This window comes from Collinsella aerofaciens (assembly GCF_039752985.1).
Taxonomy (GTDB): Bacteria; Actinomycetota; Coriobacteriia; order Coriobacteriales; family Coriobacteriaceae; genus Collinsella; species Collinsella aerofaciens_BT.
The window spans coordinates 1-18,406 of record NZ_JBDMHA010000016.1 but is presented as its reverse complement, the minus strand read 5'-3'; the positions used below and the strand labels follow the sequence as shown (position 1 = coordinate 18,406).

At 51.3% G+C, this 18,406-nt stretch carries 9 protein-coding genes; all 9 read left to right on the top strand.

The features are described 5' to 3' along the window. Positions 1-2,143 (top strand): C39 family peptidase (locus ABHR76_RS03475; RefSeq protein WP_346976801.1); only part of this gene is annotated, 2,143 nt, incomplete at its 5' end. 12 nt (positions 2,144-2,155) lie between these two features. Then, the gene (locus ABHR76_RS03470) at positions 2,156-5,290 is read left to right on the top strand and encodes an NlpC/P60 family protein (protein WP_346976800.1); all 3,135 of its coding nucleotides are present in this window, start codon (positions 2,156-2,158) and stop codon (positions 5,288-5,290) included. 148 nt (positions 5,291-5,438) lie between these two features. Next, positions 5,439-8,297 (top strand): GH25 family lysozyme, encoded by a 2,859-nt coding sequence (locus ABHR76_RS03465; protein ID WP_346976799.1) that lies wholly within the window; start codon positions 5,439-5,441, stop codon positions 8,295-8,297. 177 nt (positions 8,298-8,474) lie between these two features. Further along, complete coding sequence (locus tag ABHR76_RS03460) at positions 8,475-11,510, top strand: L,D-transpeptidase family protein (RefSeq protein WP_346976798.1); 3,036 nt, start codon at positions 8,475-8,477, stop codon at positions 11,508-11,510. A gap of 183 nt (positions 11,511-11,693) precedes the next feature. After that, complete coding sequence (locus tag ABHR76_RS03455) at positions 11,694-14,858, top strand: hypothetical protein (protein WP_346976797.1); 3,165 nt, start codon at positions 11,694-11,696, stop codon at positions 14,856-14,858. A gap of 142 nt (positions 14,859-15,000) precedes the next feature. Next, on the top strand, positions 15,001-16,626 hold the full coding sequence (locus ABHR76_RS03450; RefSeq protein ID WP_215693357.1) for a glycosyltransferase family 39 protein: 1,626 nt from the start codon (positions 15,001-15,003) through the stop codon (positions 16,624-16,626). Between the two features lie 20 nt (positions 16,627-16,646). Continuing rightward, on the top strand, positions 16,647-17,039 hold the full coding sequence (locus tag ABHR76_RS10100; RefSeq protein WP_118406019.1) for a GtrA family protein: 393 nt from the start codon (positions 16,647-16,649) through the stop codon (positions 17,037-17,039). 11 nt (positions 17,040-17,050) lie between these two features. Beyond that, positions 17,051-18,031: a glycosyltransferase family 2 protein gene (locus ABHR76_RS03445; RefSeq protein ID WP_117776177.1), complete on the top strand. Its 981-nt coding sequence runs from the start codon at positions 17,051-17,053 to the stop codon at positions 18,029-18,031. After that, positions 18,024-18,406 (top strand): glycosyltransferase family 2 protein (locus ABHR76_RS03440; RefSeq protein WP_346976796.1); only part of this gene is annotated, 383 nt, incomplete at its 3' end. The genes ABHR76_RS03445 and ABHR76_RS03440, both read left to right, overlap by 8 nt.

The window sequence follows — 18,406 nt, the reverse complement described above, 5'->3', positions numbered from 1 at the left end:
GTCCTACGACGTGTGGTACCGCGTGCACTGCTCCGACTACGGTTGGCTCGGCTGGGCCAAGGACGGCGCGTCCGCGGGCACGGTGGGCCTGGCGAAGGCCGTCCAGGCCGTCCAGGTCGTGCTCGTCCCCAAGGGCGGCGCCGCGCCGGGCCCGGCCGGCGGCGCCTTCCGCGGCGCCGGTGAGCGCCTGTCCGGCTCGGCTCTCTCCGTCTCCGGCTCGCCGGCGGGCTCGTCGTTCTCCGGCGGGGTCCTGACTCTCGGCTCCGAGGGCGGCCCCGTGCTGGGCTCCGTCGCCGCGACCGTCGACAACCTCGAGTCCGACGGGTCGGTCAGCTACCGCGGCCTCCTGCTCGGCTCCGGCTGGCAGGGGGAGCCCAGCTCCGACGGGGCGCAGCTAGGCGCCTCGGGCGGCGGGCTGCAGCTCAAGGCCGTCCGCTTCGGGCTGTCCGGCGGCCTCGCGGAGCGCTACGACGTCTGGTACCGTTCCTGTGACTCCGCGCGCGGCTGGACCGGCTGGGCGAGCTCCGGTGAGCCCTCCGGCGTCGAGTCGGGCGCCTCGGGCCTCACCGCAGTCCAGGTCGCCCTCGTCGCGAAGGACGGCGCCGCCCCCGGCCCGACCGAGGGGGCCTTCGTCTCCGGCACCGCTTCCGGTCCGGCGCTCGTCCTGCAGGGCCATGTCGCGGAGCGCGGCTGGCTGCAGGCGGTGGGCGGCGGCGAGGACGTCGGCACGACCGGCAGGGGCCTCGCGCTCCAGGCGGTGCGCGCCTCCCTCGAGGGGGCGGGCGAGGGGAGCTCCGTCTCCGTCGCGGCCCACGTGGCCGGCATCGGCTGGCAGGACGCCGCCTCCGCCCCCTCCTACGCCGGCACGGTGGGGCAGGGCCGCGCCGTCCAGGCCGTGAGGGTGTCCCTCTCCGGCCCCGTCTCCGATTCCTACGACGTCTGGTACCGCGTCCACGCGGCGGGCTACGGCTGGCTCGGCTGGGCCAAGGACGGCGAGGCCGCGGGCACCGAGGGCCTCGGCGTCCAGGCTGAGGCGCTCCAGGTCGTCCTCGTCGAGAAGGGCGGCGACGCCCCCTCGTCGGGCGCCCCCGCCGAGCTCTCCGTCCCCTCGCTCAGCCTCAGGGCCCACGTCTCTGGCGTCGGCTGGCAGGCCGCCGTCGGCAACGGCGGCACCGCCGGCACCACCGGCCAGTCCCGCGCCGTCGAGGCGATCACGGCCGAGGTCTCCTCGCCGGTCTCCGGCGGCCTGTCCTACAGCGCCCACGTCTCCGGCGTCGGCTGGCAGGACGAGGTATCGGGCGGCGCCGTGGCCGGCACCACCGGCCAGGGCAGGGCGGTCGAGTGCGTCAAGATGCGCCTGACCGGGGGCCTCTCCGAGTACTACGACGTGTGGTACCGCGCCTACGTGCAGGACTACGGCTGGCTCGGCTGGGCCAGCGACGGCGCCCGCGCCGGCACGACCGGCATCGGCTACCGCGTCGAGGCGCTCCAGGTCCGCATCCTCGCGAAGGGCTCGGCGGCACCGGGCCCCACGGAGGGCGCGTACAGGGATCGACCCTTGCATCCGAATTCGGTTGTCCTCAACGTTCCTTGTACAATTCAGAATCCTGAGCTTCCGACTGGTTGCGAGTCCGTTGCATTGACTAATGCGCTCAACTATTACGGATTTGGGCTGGGCAAAACCGTTATTGCAGATGCGTATATGCCTAAGAGCAACTGGGACTTTGTGACGGCGTTTTGGGGTAATCCGCATAGTGCTTCGAACGGAAACTGCATATCCGCTCCCGGCTTGACCAACACGGCTAATTCTTTTTTGATTAGTCGTGGAAGCAGTTTGCGGGCGTATGACGTCACGGGCACTGGTTTCTATGATCTTTATTCCTATTTGGAAGCCGGGCATCCCGTTATTATCTGGTCAACGATTGGTATGCAAAACTTGGGAAGTTGCTATGCGACCCAGGCCTATGGCGGAAGGGTCTATCGAACCTATACCAATTCCCATACCGTCGTCCTTAGGGGCTTTAATCGTTCCCTGGGTACCGTTTACATTGCTGATTCACTCGCTGGCTATGTCTCTAACTCCGCCCAACGCATCGCTTCGTTATACTCGCAACGAGGAGCCCAAGCGGTTGTCCTTAAGTAGGTTCGTCTATAGATGAAGGAAGGTGGAATCGTGAGACGTCTCTTTGATATGTCCGTTTCCATTCTCATGGCTGCCGTGTTGCTCATGAGCCAATCGTGGACCGTGACTGCTGCATATGCTGATTATTCAGTTAACGGATCTACTAACTCAACTAACTTGAATTCTGAGGACTCGAACGCTATTGATGATGGTTCAGACTCTGAGGGGCATGAGTTGAATGCGTCCCCTGTTGTTAACGAGTCTCAAGACACGCAACAGGGTTCATCCGAAGGTAGAAGCGAGGTCGTTGCTGACGATTCTGTCGTAAGCAATCAGCTGACCGTCAAAAACGTAACTGTTTCTGCCCATGTGCAGAATATCGGCTGGATGGATCCGGTTAGTTCGGGTAAGGTTGCCGGAACGACGGGTAGGGGCCTTAATCTCGAGGCACTCAAAATCTCACTCGAAGTGGATGGAACAGCCTCTCAAGAGCAGCTTGCAAACGCAATATCCGTCGAGGCCCACGTCTCGAACGTCGGCTGGCAGCCCGCCGTCGGCAACGGCGGCACCGCCGGCACGACCGGCCAGTCCCGCGCCGTCGAGGCCCTGAGGGTCAGGCTGTCCGGCGAGCTGTCCGCCCGCTACACCGTCTGGTACCGCGTCCACTCCGCGGAGTTCGGCTGGCTGGGCTGGGCGTGCGACGGCGCCGACGCCGGATCGGCTGGCTACGGCCGCGCCGTCCAGGCCGTCCAGGTCGCGGTCCTGCCCAAGGGCGACCCCGCCCCGGGCGACACTACCTGTCCTTTTAAGAACCGTAGCGATGATCCCGCTTCGATTTCCGTTCGCTCGCATACATCGAATATTGGCTGGATGTCTCCCGTAGGCGGCGGATCTGTTGCGGGGACAACTGGTAGGGGCCTTTCCATGGAAGCTCTTGAAGCCCAGCTTGACTGGTATGGTCACTCGGGTTCTATTGAGCTTCGTGGCCATGTCTCGAATGTTGGCTGGCAGCAGTGGTCTAAAGGGCTCTGCGGTACGACTGGAAAGTCTCAGCGCCTTGAGGCCGTCCAGATTCGCTTGACCGGCGAGGCTGCCGATAAATATGACATTTGGTACTGTGCTCATGTCTCGGGTATAGGATGGCTCGATTGGGCCTGCAATGGTGCTGCCGCTGGTTCTGCCGGTAAGAGCAGGGCTATCGAAGCGGTCAAAGTGGTTCTCGTGGAGAAAGGTGGAGCGGCGCCCGGCTCTACGACCAAGGTTTTTATTGGGGATCTAGATGCTGTTACGGTTTCCGGATTGGCCGTTTCCGGGGAGAGCCTTGGCTCCTCTTCTGGTCAAAAGGCCACAATCGGAGGCAAGGGCGCTAAACTGCTGAACTCTATTGCCCTGAGCGTTGCCGGTCAAACTGATAGCGGGTCTATTTCTTATTCCGTTATGGATGGGTATTCAGGCTGGGGCGCTTCGTCAACGGATGGCGGTGCTGCCAAAGCGGTATCAGGAGCTCCTGTTAAGGCGATTAAGTTGTCGCTGAGCGGCCAGCTCGCTACTAATTACGACATTTGGTATCGAGTATGCGATTCCGGTAATGGTTGGACAGACTGGACGTCAAATGGTCAGGCATGTGGCGTTTCTGGTGGTTCTTCTGGTTTGTGCGGCATTGAAATTACACTCGTAAGTAAGGGTCAGCCTTCGCCTGGCTCCACTGCCAATGCGTTTATCGAAACGTCTGGAATCGGTCTTGTATCTCAGGCGCACGTTGCTTCTGCGGGCTGGTTGACTCCCGTTGGCAATGGTGAGATTGCGGGCCAGACGGGCATGTCTCGTTCTCTGCAGGCATTGTATGTCGCAACGCAAGGCATTGATGCCTCAGTTGAAGTGTCGGCACATGTTGCGAATATCGGTTGGCAGCCATACGTCTCGGGTGCTTCCTATGCTGGCACTGTTGGCAAGGGTCTCGCAATTCAGGCGGTCAAATTAAGACTTACCGGCAAAGACGCTTCAAAATACGATATTTACTACCGTATCCATGCGGCGGATTATGGCTGGCTTGGCTGGGCTAAAAATGACGCTGTAGCCGGCACCGTCGGGCTGTCTAAGCAAGCCGAGGCAATTCAAATTAAGTTGATTGCCAAGGGTTCGTCCGACGCTCCCATTCAAGACCATGCTGCGTTGATCCAGCTTCCCGAGCTATCTGCAAAGGCGAATTGCTCCGGTCTTGGCTGGCAAGCGCCTGTCGGCAATGGCGGTGTTGCCGGAACAGTTGGACAGAACCGTGCGATGGAGGCCATGCAGCTTTCGCTTTCCGAAATCTCCATGAACGGTGGCATTTCGTATTCCGCCCACGTATCCAATATCGGCTGGCAATCTGCTGTCTCAGATGGGGCCACAGCGGGAACCGTTGGACAGGGACAACAAATCCAAGCCGTGAAGATTAACTTGACTGGCGACGTTTCGAATTACTTTGATGTCTGGTATCGCGTCCATGTGTCAAATTACGGATGGCTTGGCTGGACTAAAAATGGATCACCGGCGGGCACCACGAAGCTTGGCATTCCTGTTCAGGCTTTACAGGTAAAGATTGTCCCCAAGGGCGCTTCTGCACCAGGCTCTACGTCTGATTCGTATTTTGAGACCTATCGTTATATGGGGTATCAGACTCCGGGATCTTATCCAAAGGTTAGTTGCAATAGCGTACAGCTTCCTTCGTATTGCACCGGTTATTTCACGTATGTCTCGCCTTCTCGAATTCCTTATAACGCTTCAAGACAGGATTGCATCAATGCGTTCGTCCAGCGTGCTCGGGAATATATTGGGACGCGTTATATTGAGCCTTGGTCTTCTTGGCCGGGGGATGCGGTTGATTGCTCGGGCTTGGTACTGCAATGTCTGTATGCGACAGGCATGGATATGGGTTGGTATAACCCCTATAACCATCGTTGGCTGCCCGAGCAAACCTACAACTCCATGAACTGGTATCGCAACAACACGTTTATGCCGGTTAGCACCTCTGCTTTGCAGAGGGGAGATGTGGTCTACTACCAGGGCCATATTGGAATCTATATCGGAAACGGTCGAATTATCGATTCGTGGCCGGGGATCGGTGTGACCGAGCGTTCGGTCAATGCTCCAGGTCGGGTAATCGGTGCCGCTAGGCCTTTCGCATAGAGTCTGTTGAGGCGCTCCGTTGCAGGAGCGCCTCTTTTTGACTGCATGCTGACTGGTGCTTTTCTAAGCTTTAAATGTCTGTATGGAAGTGCGGTAATATAGCAACCATTCGTGTCTTTACATGTGACCAATGTCTCGGGGGATATACATGAAACGTCTCAAAGCGTCTGCTGCTTTGGCTTGTACGCTATTAATGGGCTGGTCTCAAATCATCCAGCCTTACAGTGCGTATGCGCTGTCGGTCCAGGCCGCCGCTGCTTCGCAGTCGGTCTCGCAAACATCGAACGAGTGCGAATCTCAAGGTACAAGTTCTCAGGGAACGCAGGACGATGCTTCGGATTCTCAGGGTGTAACCGAATGGTATGGTGACGACGCAAATGCTGCTCGTCCTGATGGGGAAACAGATTCTGATTCGGGCGAGCAACTTAGCATTGGCGTCGAAGAGTCTGGTGTTGACGAGTCAAACGGTGAGGTCCCAGCCGATGATTCCACTGAGATGAATTCCTGCGAAACGGACTCTTTGGAACCGAACTCTTGGCGTTTCGAAAACGGCGTGCTTATCGATTCTGACAATGGCGACATCGATGCGCAGTCTTTAACTGACGATCCTTTGCCCAATGGTGCTATTGCGCGCGGTATTGACGTCAGTAATTACCAGGGGACCGTTGATTGGGATATGGTTAAGGCCGCAGGGATTGATTTTGCCATCCTCAGGGTTGGGCCTGTTTATGGAAAGCCTGACGATTCCTTTGAAAGGAACGCTGCTGAATGTGAGCGCCTCAGTATTCCTTATGGCGTCTACTACTACTCCTATGCTCGATCTGTTGCGGATGCAAATAAAGAAGCCGATCGAACGCTTGCTTGGCTCGGTGGCCATCATCCGTCGCTTCCCGTTTATTACGATCTTGAGGATAACTATATCTTGCAGGATCCGAATTTCAGCAAAGATAAGCTCGCTCAGATTGCGCAGGCTTTTTGCAACCGTATGGAGGCCGTTGGCTTTAAGTCGGGTATCTATGCGAACCTTAACTGGCTCAACAACTACTTGGATAGTCCGTCTCTGAGCGGTTATGACCATTGGGTCGCTCAATATAATTGGCGTTGCGATTATGCTGGCAGCTACAGTTTCTGGCAGTATTCAAACAGCGGCAATGTCCCGGGCGTTAACGGACGTTGTGACATGAACTACTGCTTCAACGGTTCTCTTCTGAACGTAGATGACAGCAAGATGCATATTCAGTATGAGGCGCATGTCTCGAATATTGGCTGGATGAGCAGTAAGCGCGACGGATCTACGGCTGGCACAACGGGGCAATCTAAATCAGTGGAGGATCTTAAAGTCAGCATCTTGAATCCCGTTGAAGATGGCTCTGTGCAAATTAACGCCAATGTAAGTGGCATCGGCTGGCAGGGCTGGGACACCCCCTCGGCCTCCGAGGGCGGAACCACCGGCCAGGGACGCGCCGTCGAGGCCGTGCGCCTGAGGCTCACGGGCTCCCTCGCGAAGGGCTACGACGTCTACTACCGCGTCCACGCCTCCAACATCGGCTGGATGGCCTGGGCCAAGGACGGCGAGGAGGCCGGCACCACGGGCTTCGGCAGGAGCGTCGAGGCCGTCCAGATCAGGCTCGTCAAGAAGGGCGACGCCGCCCCCTCTTCCGACGGCGCCAACGTCGACTACGCCTTCAAGAAGAAGCCCATGTCCCTGACCTATCGGGCCCACGTCTCCAACGTGGGCTGGCAGGGCGCCGTCTCGGACGGCGCGACCGCCGGCACCACCGGCCGCGGCCTCGCCCTCGAGGACCTCAAGCTCTCGCTCGACAGCTCCGACTACTCGGACGGCTCTTCCGTCCAGATCGACGCCCACGTCTCTGGCATCGGCTGGCAGGGCTGGGACACCCCCTCGGCCTCCGAGGGCGGAACCACCGGCCAGGGACGCGCCGTCGAGGCCGTGCGCCTGAGGCTCACGGGCTCCCTCGCGAAGGGCTACGACGTCTACTACCGCGTCCACGCCTCCAACATCGGCTGGATGGCCTGGGCCAAGGACGGCGAGGAGGCCGGCACCACCGGTATGTCGTGTTCTCTCGAAGCTATTCAGATTAAGCTCATTAAGAAGGGCACCTCCCATCCTGATACATCGGGGTATTCCCATCTTGAATTACCTACGGTGACGTATTCCTCTCAGGTGAAAGGTGCTTGGCAGAATTCTGTCCCCGCTGGAGAGGTGTCCGGTACAACCGGTCAGGGAATTCCCATCACCGGGTTTTCAGCTAAAACTACTTCATCTGTTGCCGGCGGGATTAATTATCAACTGCATCTTTCGAATGTGGGCTGGACGTCTGGTAAGTCAAACGGAGTGCAGCTTTCGTCTACCGCTGAATCCAATTCGGTTGAGGCTATTAAAATTTCTCTTTCTGGTGACTTGGCAACCTATTTTGATGTTTGGTACAGGGTCCATGTCGATAACGTCGGCTGGCTTGGTTGGACTAAAAATGGCTCCGTTGCCGGTAGTACTGGCTATGGGGCCCATGTCCAAGCTATCCAAGTTCGACTTACGAGGAAGGGCGCCAATGCCCCCGGGAGCACCGTTTCGCCGTGTTTGCTTGGGGAACCAACCGCGTTTGCAAATCCCATGCAGAAGAAAATTGTAGATCTTGCCCGACAGGTGCCGTCTCCTGGTCCTGGTTTGTGCTCTGAGTGGATTGCAGACATTTATGAGCGTGCCGGATTTAGGAATGTCCATACAGATGCCTGCGATTACTACTGGGATTACTGTAAATATACCGATTATTCTCATTTGAAAGTCGGAATGGTCATTGCCGTTCCTTCGCATACGCATACACGCATGGGCAGCATTTACGGTCACGTTTGTCTCTACATCGGTAATAACCAGGTTATGGATAATGTCGGTCGGATCAGGACGCTCGATATGGCGTACTGGTTGAATTATTATTCCACCTCATATAAGCCAAAATGGGGTTGGTATGACAACGTGCCGCTTGCATAGTTGATCGAAGGTCATGTCTTCACACAGGTTCTGGCAGATACTCTGATTAAAACGAACGGATCGTTTTGCAACGGTCCGTTCGTTTCTATTTGAGTGCCATTCGCGTTTTCGGTATTTAAGCAATTGCCGAAACGATAAATAATGATGCTAAAGATGGTCGATTGATGGGGGAGTCGAATGAAAAAGACGCAACGACTGCTAGCAACGGCAATGACGCCATTACTGATCCTTCAGTGTCTTCTGACGCCCCTTTCCGTCTGGGCTGATTCTTTACCTGTGCAACCGGAATCCACTGATTATATCGATAGTTCTGCCAGCAGCTTGGAAGACGAGAGCTTTGTCTTAAATGACGAACAGCAGGGGGTTGAAGTCGAGCAGCCGACTGTGTCAGACAACGATTCTCCCTCATCCGTTTCTAGCGAGCCTGCCTCCAATGCAACTGATTCGGCGAAACCCGAAAATGATGCATCCACTGTGTTTGGCTCTGTTTCATACCAGACTCATGTACAGGATATTGGCTGGCAAGCTCTCGTTTCAAATGGAATGACGGCGGGCACTACAGGCCGTGCTAAGCGCGTCGAAGCCCTCAAGATTAATTTGCTTTCACAGGATGGCACCCCGCTGGGGAATGATAGCATTTCGGTCCAATCTCACATTTCCGGGATCGGCTGGGAGTCTCAGCCGGTGGGTAACGGGCAGACATCTGGAACAGTTGGACAGTCGCGAGCCATCGAGGCGATCAAGCTATCTTTGTCGGGCGGTCTTTCTGATTCGTATGACATTTGGTATCGCGTTCATTCTGCAAATGTTGGTTGGCTTGGCTGGGCCTCAAATGGTGAGCCTGCTGGAACGCAGGGCTATGCTTGTCAGATCGAAGCTATTCAGATTAAGGTGCTTCCAAAAAATGCTCAAGATGCGCCAACGCGAGGCGATGCCTTTAGGGATCATTCTCAGGAACCGCCTACCGTTTCCTATCGATCTCATGTCTCTAATGTTGGATGGATGGGCGCTGTCGCGGACGGAAAGACATCGGGGGTTATTGACTCAAGAAATGCAATTGAGGCGCTGTCGCTTAGCGTTAATTGGTATCGCCGCGGAGGCTCCATTTCCTCTCGCGCACATGTGTCTGGTGTTGGTTGGCAAAGCTGGTCTTCAGGTGCTGTTGGCACGACCGGGCAGTCTCGGTCCATTGAGGCCGTTCAGTTTAAGCTGAACGGCGAGATATCTGCAACTTATGGCATTTGGTACCGTGTGTATGCTTCCAAATTGGGCGGATGGCTGGGCTGGACGTCTAACGGGTCTCCTGCGGGCTCGGTGGGGAAGGGTGCCGCCATTCAGGGTGTTCAGATTTTATTGGTCGAAAAAAGCGGCTCTGCTCCCGGCGATACGTTGAACCATTTCATTGGAGCTACGGATGTTCTAAGCGGGAGCTCGCTTGGTCTTAACGGTAAAAGCCTGGGCTCCGTACAAGGCAAATCAATCCTATTGGGCTCCGAGAACGGCTCTGAACCTTTAACCTCGCTCTCCATTTCGTTTGATAATCAAGAGATTTTAGGCTCAATTGACTATTCCGGCTTTTTTGAATTTGGCGGATGGAGCGGTGCTGTTTCTGACGGTGCTGCGCTTAACTCTAAAAACGATGGGCGTGTTCTAAAGGCGGTGAGATTGGCTCTTACTGGAGATTTGTCTAATGCCTATGACATTTGGTATCGCTGCTTTGACTCCAAAAAAGGATGGCTTGGTTGGGCATGCAATGGCGCGGATGCAGGGGCAACGATATCGGGTTCATTCCTTAAGACTGTCGAAGTAAGGATTGTCAGTAAAGGCGGCGGCGCTCCCGGAATAACGGACGGAGCATTTGTTTCCGATACTTCCGCCGATTGCGCTCACGTTGTATATCAGGCTCATTCGGCTAACCGTGGGTGGTCTCCTTCTGTATTTGATGGGCAGGTAACCGGCACAACGGGACAATCGCTTTCTCTTCAAGCTTTGAATGTGTCGTTGTCCGGTGTGGATGACGATTCTCAAATTGAGGCAAGAGCACATGTTGCCAATATTGGTTGGCAGGAATGGCGATCTTCCGGTTATATTGGGACCGTTGGACAAGGATTGGCCATTCAGGCTCTTGAGCTGCGCTTAAATGGTTCCCTCGCGAATCAGTATGACATTTACTATCGAGTTCATTCGGCGGGCTATGGTTGGTTGGGTTGGGCAAAAAACGGCGATTCCGCTGGAACTACCGGGCTTAATATCCAGATAGAAGCTGTCCAAATTGAACTTGTTGCGAAAGGCGGGGATCCAGGCGCGTCGTCTGCGCCCGCGTTTATCACGGCACCAGCCCTAACGCTCCAGGCGCATGTCGCCACGCTTGGTTGGATGAATCCGGTTGGCAACGGCGATGTCGCGGGCACGACCGGTAGGGCACTTGCGATTGAGGCTCTGAAGCTAAATGTCTCCACTAGCGTATCGGGCGGTATAGAGTACTCCGCCCATGTGCAGGATGTCGGTTGGCAAAGCTGGACTTCCAACGGGGATATCGCTGGAACGGTAAGCCGCGCAAAGCGTATCGAGGCTATTAAGATTAGGCTGACCGGTGGCTTATCGAACTACTTTGATGTCTGGTATCGGGCATATTGCCAAGACTTTGGATGGCTCGATTGGACTTCTAATGGGCAACCTGCGGGCACATCCAAGATTGGATATAGGATCGAGTCGGTTCAAGTGACGATTGTGCCTAAGGGTGCTGGAGCTCCCGGTTCAACTGGGCGTCCGTATACCGATCAGCCTTTGCTGCCTGCCGACATGATGGCCATGCTTAATCGGGCTAATAGATATTCGAGCAATACAAACTGGCTCATTATGGTTGACAGGCAAGCATGCCGCCTTGGAGTTTTTCGTGGACAGCGCGGGTCGTGGAGTTATGCTCAATACTGGACTTGCTCTGCCGGCGCCCCTAGTACTCCAACGCCTACGGGTGAGTATACCGTCACCGGCAAGGGCTACTCGTTTGGACATGGGTATACTTGCTACTACTATACGCAGTTTTACGGGGACTACCTGTTCCATTCAATACCGTATTACCAGGGAACTTTTAATCCCATGGACAGCCGGATGGGAATGCATATTTCACAAGGCTGCGTGCGTTTGCCCATCGGTCGCGCTAAATGGATTTGGGATAACGTGCCTCTTGCTACCAAGGTGGTAATCTACTAGTTATTCCTGTAAACGCCGAGAGTTTGTTAGGGGCCCTTTCCTGTTGCCGTTGACTTGGCAACGGAAAGGGCCCTTGCCTTTGGATGGGGCTTCTATTTCTTCGTTCACCTAATTGGTGGCCTTAATGAAGCTAACTCCCGATAGTATGGTTATTGACGGCTGTCTATCTAGGAGGCGATTCTCTTGAAAAGGCAATTTAGAGCATTTGTTGTTCTGATTTCCTGCTTCATGTCGATGCTGCTTTTGAGCCCTTTGGCTTGTTGGGCGGATCAAAATATTGGTGCCAACGAATATGAATCCGTTCCAGAGACACAATCCGACTCCTCGGATCAAACTGCTGCTGCAGCCGATGAAACGGCGCCTTCGATTGATGTTGCCGTGGAGCCCAAAGAGGCGGCCCCGGACGTCAGCTATAAATCTCACATTTCAGGCATTGGCTGGGAGTCGACGTTTACATCGAATGGTTCGACCTCTGGCACAACGGGCCAGTCTCGTAGGCTTGAGGCGCTCAGGGTTACTCTCCCTAATTCAGAAGACCTTGGTATCGAATACCGCTCTCATGTTCAAAATGAAGGCTGGCAGGATTGGGTTTCTAATGGAGCCGTCTCCGGCACAACGGGAAAGGGCCTTCAGATTGAAGCCGTCGAGCTCAAGCTGACGGGTGAAAGAGCAACTTCTTATGACCTGTATTATCGCGTTCATGCTTCTAATTTCGGTTGGCTTGGATGGGCCTCAAATGGGTCGACTGCGGGAACCACCGGTTGGTCTTATGCCGTTGAAGCAATACAGATCGTCATTGTAAAGAAGGGCGAAGCGGCGCCCGGCGATACTGCTGGAGCCTATGTCCCGTATGTCTTTAATTGCTCTCTTTCTCAGGTTGGGGAGACGACTAAAGTAACCCTGAATATTCCGCAGGTCGAGGATATAAAACGACTCGGTATTGCTGATTCGGTAAAGGTGTCTGGCTTCATGTCGTATGGAGGGAAGGTTACCCGATCTGTTTCCAGCACGATTGCATTCGGAGACCTGGGCTCTAGCTCCAGTGAAATTGACTTTAGCGATTATGGTCCGTTTGACGTTACGTTGCAGTATTTGAAGAACGGAAACATCGTTCATGAGGACCATCAGTCAATTGGCATTTCTGCGAGCGAGTACAACCTTGCCCCTTTGAGTGCTTCTTTCCCCGTTGTTCTCTATTCGCTATCTTTCTGGGATATCAGCACCTCTTCTGCTGGAACGACCATTCCGTCGATCGTAATGCTCGATCGTCCAGGTGCCTATAACTGGAACTCGCTTCCATCCGGGATGTATGGTCTTCCGTATCTGACTCATGAGGAAAATGCTTCTAGTTCGAGCTATCAGGCGTTCGCGGATTATGTCGCTGCTCTCTATAAAATCAACCCCAAGGCAAAGTTCAATCTGTATATCAATGACATCACCTGTTCGTTGATTCATAGGATGATTTACGCCAATAAGATTCCCACTGGCCAATACTCCATTCGGCTGTTGTCGGATGGATCTGCCACGTATGTTTTTACCAACGAGGCTTTCGATGTTAAGGATCCAGATTCTAAGCAAGCGGAGCTGATTGCTTTATGGAACGCTGCCAAGAATAAGGAATACGAAACCGGTGAAGTCTCAATGTCGTATAGCGATTATCACGATCACTGGGATTCTATGTATGCCGTGCTGAGTATTGAGCCCGGCACTCAGTGGCGGATGACTCGAACGAATCTGTTTACGAGCGGTGACGATAATGCCTTTGCGAATAAGATCGCATCCGATCCTAACGTTAAGAAGATGAACGTTTCGAGCATGCTTACGAGCCTGCAGAATAGGGGAGAGGATACAGTCCAAGCGTTTAAGGCCCTGTACAACTTTAACGATGGCTATTTTGATGCGGCGACTCAACAGGGCAAAAAGGTAATGATGCTGCTTGGAACGTATGTTACTTACGAGCAGAATTTCGATGACTATGCCAACTTGACCGAGGTTATCTATGGCGATGACTATTTGTATTATTACAAGGGACATCCAAACACGCCGACGGGCATGTATCCCCAAAAGCAGGAGCAGCTTGACCGTCTGGGCATTACCGATGTCGATTCTTCCGTTGCTGCAGAGCTGATTCTCTTCTTTAATCCGGAGATCGGTCTGTCTGGATATGGGTCTAGTACGTATAACTCGGCCAGCGCCGATGCTGCTGGTGGACTTTGGAATTCAACGAAGGCCGAGGCCTTGAAGCCGGGTGCCGTTATCGATTATTCGATTATGGATTGGTTTGCTTCTCCGGTTACCGAAGACACGGATGCTGCAATCAGATCCCTTTGCAAGCAGGGTGACTCTTGCTATCTCGTAGAATTTTCGGATTCCATCCTTGCTTCGGCAAATTACGACTTTGCTATTTATTCGCACAATAGCGGCGCTCTGACTTATTTCAAGAAGGACGAGTCGGGCTACGACGTCGTCAAGGTGTCACGAGGCTCGCTTGATGTTTTGGCAACTTCGCATGTTTCGAATGACGGTTGGCAGTCGGCTTCCAAGGGCGGAAATGTTTCTGGCACCGTTGGTCAGTCCAAAGCTGTCGAGGCTATAACTCTCAATCTGCAGAATGCTCCCTACGATGGCAGCTTGGAGTACAGGACGCATGTTTCCGATTACGGTTGGCAAGACTATGTGAAAGAGGGAGAAGTCTCCGGTACTACTGGTCAGAGCAAGTCTGTCCAGGCTATCCAAATTCGACTTACTGGTGAGATGGCCAATCGTTATGACGTTTACTATCGCGCTCATGTTCAGGACAAGGGCTGGCTTGGCTGGGCCTGCAATGATCAAGTTGCCGGAACGACTGGGTTTGGCTTGAGGCTCGAGGCATACCAGGTCGTTTTGGTTGAAAAGGGTTCGCCTGCACCAGGGGATACGAGTCAGCCCTCTATTCAGAAAACTTTTTCAATAAAGGCTCATGTTTCAAATCTTGGTTGGCAGGAACCTGTTTATGAGGGCATGACGGCGGGCACAACTGGTCGAAATCTTGCTGTTGAGGCGTTGGCTATTAGCAAGCCCGAACTCGGGTATTCCGGTAACATCGAATATCGAGCTCATGTTCAGAATATCGGCTGGCAAAAGTGGGTCAAGAACGGCAAGCTGGCCGGCACCACGGGCAAGTCTCTTTCTATTGAAGCTGTAGAAATTAAGCTTACGGGTGATCTCGCCAAGCATTATGACGTTGTCTATAGGGCGCATGTGCAGGGTAAGGGTTGGCTCGATTGGGTTAAATCGGGCGAGTGCGCAGGTACAACTGGAGAGGCCCTACATATGGAAGCGATTGAGGTTAAGTTGGTTGATAAATAGTAAGTGATGCAAGTCTATCATCTATCCGCTATTGCAGTAATTCAGTGGTTTAGTCCAACTGTATTAGTTTAATCTTGAAGGAGTTTATGATTTTTCGTAAACTCCTTTAGTTTAGCTACTAATTAATTATAGGGACTCGTTTATGAATTCATGTGCAAAACGATGCAAGTTTTATGGCGTTTTATTTGCTGTAATGTTTGTGGCTGCGCTATTAGTCGCAATTTATTATTGCAATTTGAAAACAGGGTTTCATGTTGACGAGCTGTGGACTTTCGGTCTCTCGAATAGTTTTTATTTTCCACATATTTTTTGGGAAAACAATATGGATGCCAACTGGATGGATCCTACGTTCATTCAGTCTTATTTGACAGTTGATACAGGGCATGTGTTTCGGTTTGATTCGGTTTTATATAATCTGAGTAATGACGCACATCCTCCTCTCTATTTTTTCATTATTCATACCGTTTGCTCACTGTTTCCGAATGAATTTAGCAAATGGTTTGGCTTGGTTCCTAATCTATGTTTCTATTCACTCAGCTTAGTATTTTTATTTAAGCTTTCTTACAAAGTGTTTCAGAGTAAGCCAGTCGCCCTAATTTTAATGGCTCTTTGGGCTTTCTGTCCCATAGCGTTAAATCTAGTGACCTACATTCGAATGTATCTGTTATTGGTGACACTTGCCCTAGCATTTCTTGATGCGTTATTCGATATGTTTAATGCTTCCTTCGCCAATCGATCGGTTTATTTCCGCCTATTTGTTATTTCTTTATTGGGGTTTTTAACTCATTTCTATTTCTATATTTATCTCTTTTTTGTTTCCTGTTTTTTTACTATTTATTTTTGGGCAAGAAAAGGGTGGAGGTTCTCCTTTAAATATGGAGTCACGATTGTCTTATCGGTTTGTCTGTCATTTATCATATTTCCTCCAGCATTAAGCAACATGTTTGGGAATCACTATGTCGAATCGGCCTCATCGCAATCAGGGGTAATGGTATTGCTTAGACGAATTTGGCAATTTCTAGGGTCGTCGTCCGTTGATTTGTTCTTCGGATCAAGGCTTCTTTTGATTGCCTGCTTCTGTTTGTCAATTGCCCTTTGTTTCTACTTGCTATGGAATAAAAAAATTAATCGTGAGCATCCTGAGTCGATTTATATAGTTTTATTATTTAATTCATCCCTTGTTTTTTACGTCACAGCTTGCTATGTATCTCCTTTTACTTCGTCAAGATACATATGCTTGGCATATCCAGGATTACTGTTATTTGGATTTGGAATGTTCTTGTATCTATTTAGATATTTGCAAATTCGCTATAGAAATAATACTGATTTCAATTTTCGGGGCACTATTTTAGTTTCTGTTGTATTTGTTTGCGCAATTATTGCTGCAGATTCTGTTTTCTTTTCTTCCAATGCTTTGTATTTATATCCGAAATCTGCTGACAATGAAGCCGCAGTAGAGAAGTACGCGGGTTCAACGGGACTCTTTGTCTCTTATGATTACTATCAGCTCACTGCGAAGCTACTAGAAGTTGCCAAATTGTCTCGCATTCATGCGCTGATTCCTGATCAGAAAGCTATTAGCAGTTTTTGCGATAGAAATTATATTGATTCTGATGATCTGGTTGTTTACATGAATAATCACGACTGCGAAGAAGAGGTTCTTTCTCAACTGAAAGATGAACTAGGATATAGTGGTTTTAAAAAACTGCCTGGATATACTCAAATCGATGATGGAACCTCTTGTTTTGTTTATGTCCTTTATAGATAACAGTAGGAAAAGGGTCTTTAATGAAACGAGATTCGGTGATTCAATTTCTGAAGTTTTCGATTGTTGGACTTTCAAATACAATCGTTTCTTACTTAGTCTACGCGGCACTCCTTTTTATTGGAGTGAACTATATTGTCGCCAATATAGTTTCATATTTTGCTGGTGTCATCAATTCCTTCTATTGGAACAATAAATATGTTTTTGATAATGAGAGATCTGATTTGAGTTCACTTATTTCAAGTTTTTCCAAGCTACTTGCTTCGAGTGCTTTTACTGGATTGATTATCAACAACATCCTTTTGTACTTTTGGGTTAGTGTGCTTGGAATTTCTTCTATTCTTGGTCCACTGCTTAACTTGTTTGTAACTTATCCTCTTAATTATATTTTAAGTAAGTATTGGGCATTTAAGTGATAGGTGCTTGCATGACAAAGATGGACATATTGCCGATTCTCTATCTCGTGGTTCCTTGTTATAACGAGGAGAGCGTTTTGCGGGAAACCTCTAAAAGGCTTTTTGAGAAGTTTTCCACTTTAGTAAAATTGTCTCAGATTAATGCGAACAGTAAGGTTTTGTTAGTTGACGATGGGTCATCCGATAAGACTTGGGAGATCATCGAAAGTCTTCATCAGTCTAATTCCTTATTCTGTGGACTTAAGCTCTCTAGGAATTGTGGCCATCAGAAGGCTTTACTTTCTGGGTTACACAAGGCAGCGGAGTTTGCTGATTTAATAGCATCGATGGACGCTGATTTACAAGATGATATCAATGCGCTTGATGAAATGGTTTCAAGAGCTCGCGAAGGCTATGAAGTTGTATATGGTGTACGAAATGATCGTTCTAGCGATTCCTTTCTAAAACGTTTTACCGCACAGTCTTTTTATCGCTTACAGTCTTCGTTGGGTGTCGATGCTGTTTATAACCATGCTGACTATAGATTGATGTCCAAGCGTGCTGTTCTTGCATTGTCTCAATTCCGTGAGGTTAATCTATTTCTTCGTGGTTTGGTTCCTTTAGTTGGTTTCAAATCTTGCTGCGTGTATTATTCGCGAGGGAAACGGTTTGCCGGCGAATCTAAATACACGCTCGGTAAAATGCTGTCATTTGCTTTTGAAGGTATAACGTCTTTTAGTACTAAACCGATTAGGATAATTACTCTCACCGGTTTAATCATTTCTATTTTTAGTTTATTTGCACTTGTATATCTTTTAATTGGTCATTTTATTGGCGATGTACAAGTTGGCTGGACAAGCATTATTATGTCAATTTGGTGTCTTGGCGGACTTCAACTTTTGGCTTTGGGTGTCATCGGCGAGTACGTTGGAAAGACTTATATGGAGACGAAGCATCGTCCTCGCTATTTTATTGAGGAATTTTTGTCCGATAAGGAGGACAAGGATGCCTAAAGTTAGTGTGTTGATGCCTTGTTTTAATGGTGTTAAGTACATTTTGAAGGCAATTGATTCGGTGTTAAGCCAGTCTTTCCGCGATTTCGAATTATTAATTTTCGATGATCAGTCAACTGATGGAACATTTGAGATTGTTTCCAAGCTTACGGATTCTCGAATTAAGGTATTTAGAAACGCCAGTAATCTCGGTCTTGTTGGAAACTGGAATAATGCCATTGAGAAATCTTCTGGCGAGTATATTCATTTCCTCTTTCAGGATGATATTTTGTTACCCGGGGCTCTTGAGTCTGAGGTTGCAGCACTGGATGCTAATCCAAAGTGCTCCCTCTGCTTCAGCGCTTCATGTGTTATTGACTCGAATGGTGCCATTAC

Excerpts from the sequence above, each read along its gene's own strand:
- ABHR76_RS03470 (WP_346976800.1), top strand. The coding sequence starts at position 2,156 with ATGAAGGAAGGTGGAATCGTGAGACGTCTCTTTGATATGTCCGTTTCC.
- ABHR76_RS03465 (WP_346976799.1), top strand. The coding sequence starts at position 5,439 with ATGAAACGTCTCAAAGCGTCTGCTGCTTTGGCTTGTACGCTATTAATG.
- ABHR76_RS03460 (WP_346976798.1), top strand. The coding sequence starts at position 8,475 with ATGAAAAAGACGCAACGACTGCTAGCAACGGCAATGACGCCATTACTG.
- ABHR76_RS03450 (WP_215693357.1), top strand. The coding sequence starts at position 15,001 with ATGAATTCATGTGCAAAACGATGCAAGTTTTATGGCGTTTTATTTGCT.
- ABHR76_RS10100 (WP_118406019.1), top strand. The coding sequence starts at position 16,647 with ATGAAACGAGATTCGGTGATTCAATTTCTGAAGTTTTCGATTGTTGGA.
- ABHR76_RS03445 (WP_117776177.1), top strand. The coding sequence starts at position 17,051 with ATGACAAAGATGGACATATTGCCGATTCTCTATCTCGTGGTTCCTTGT.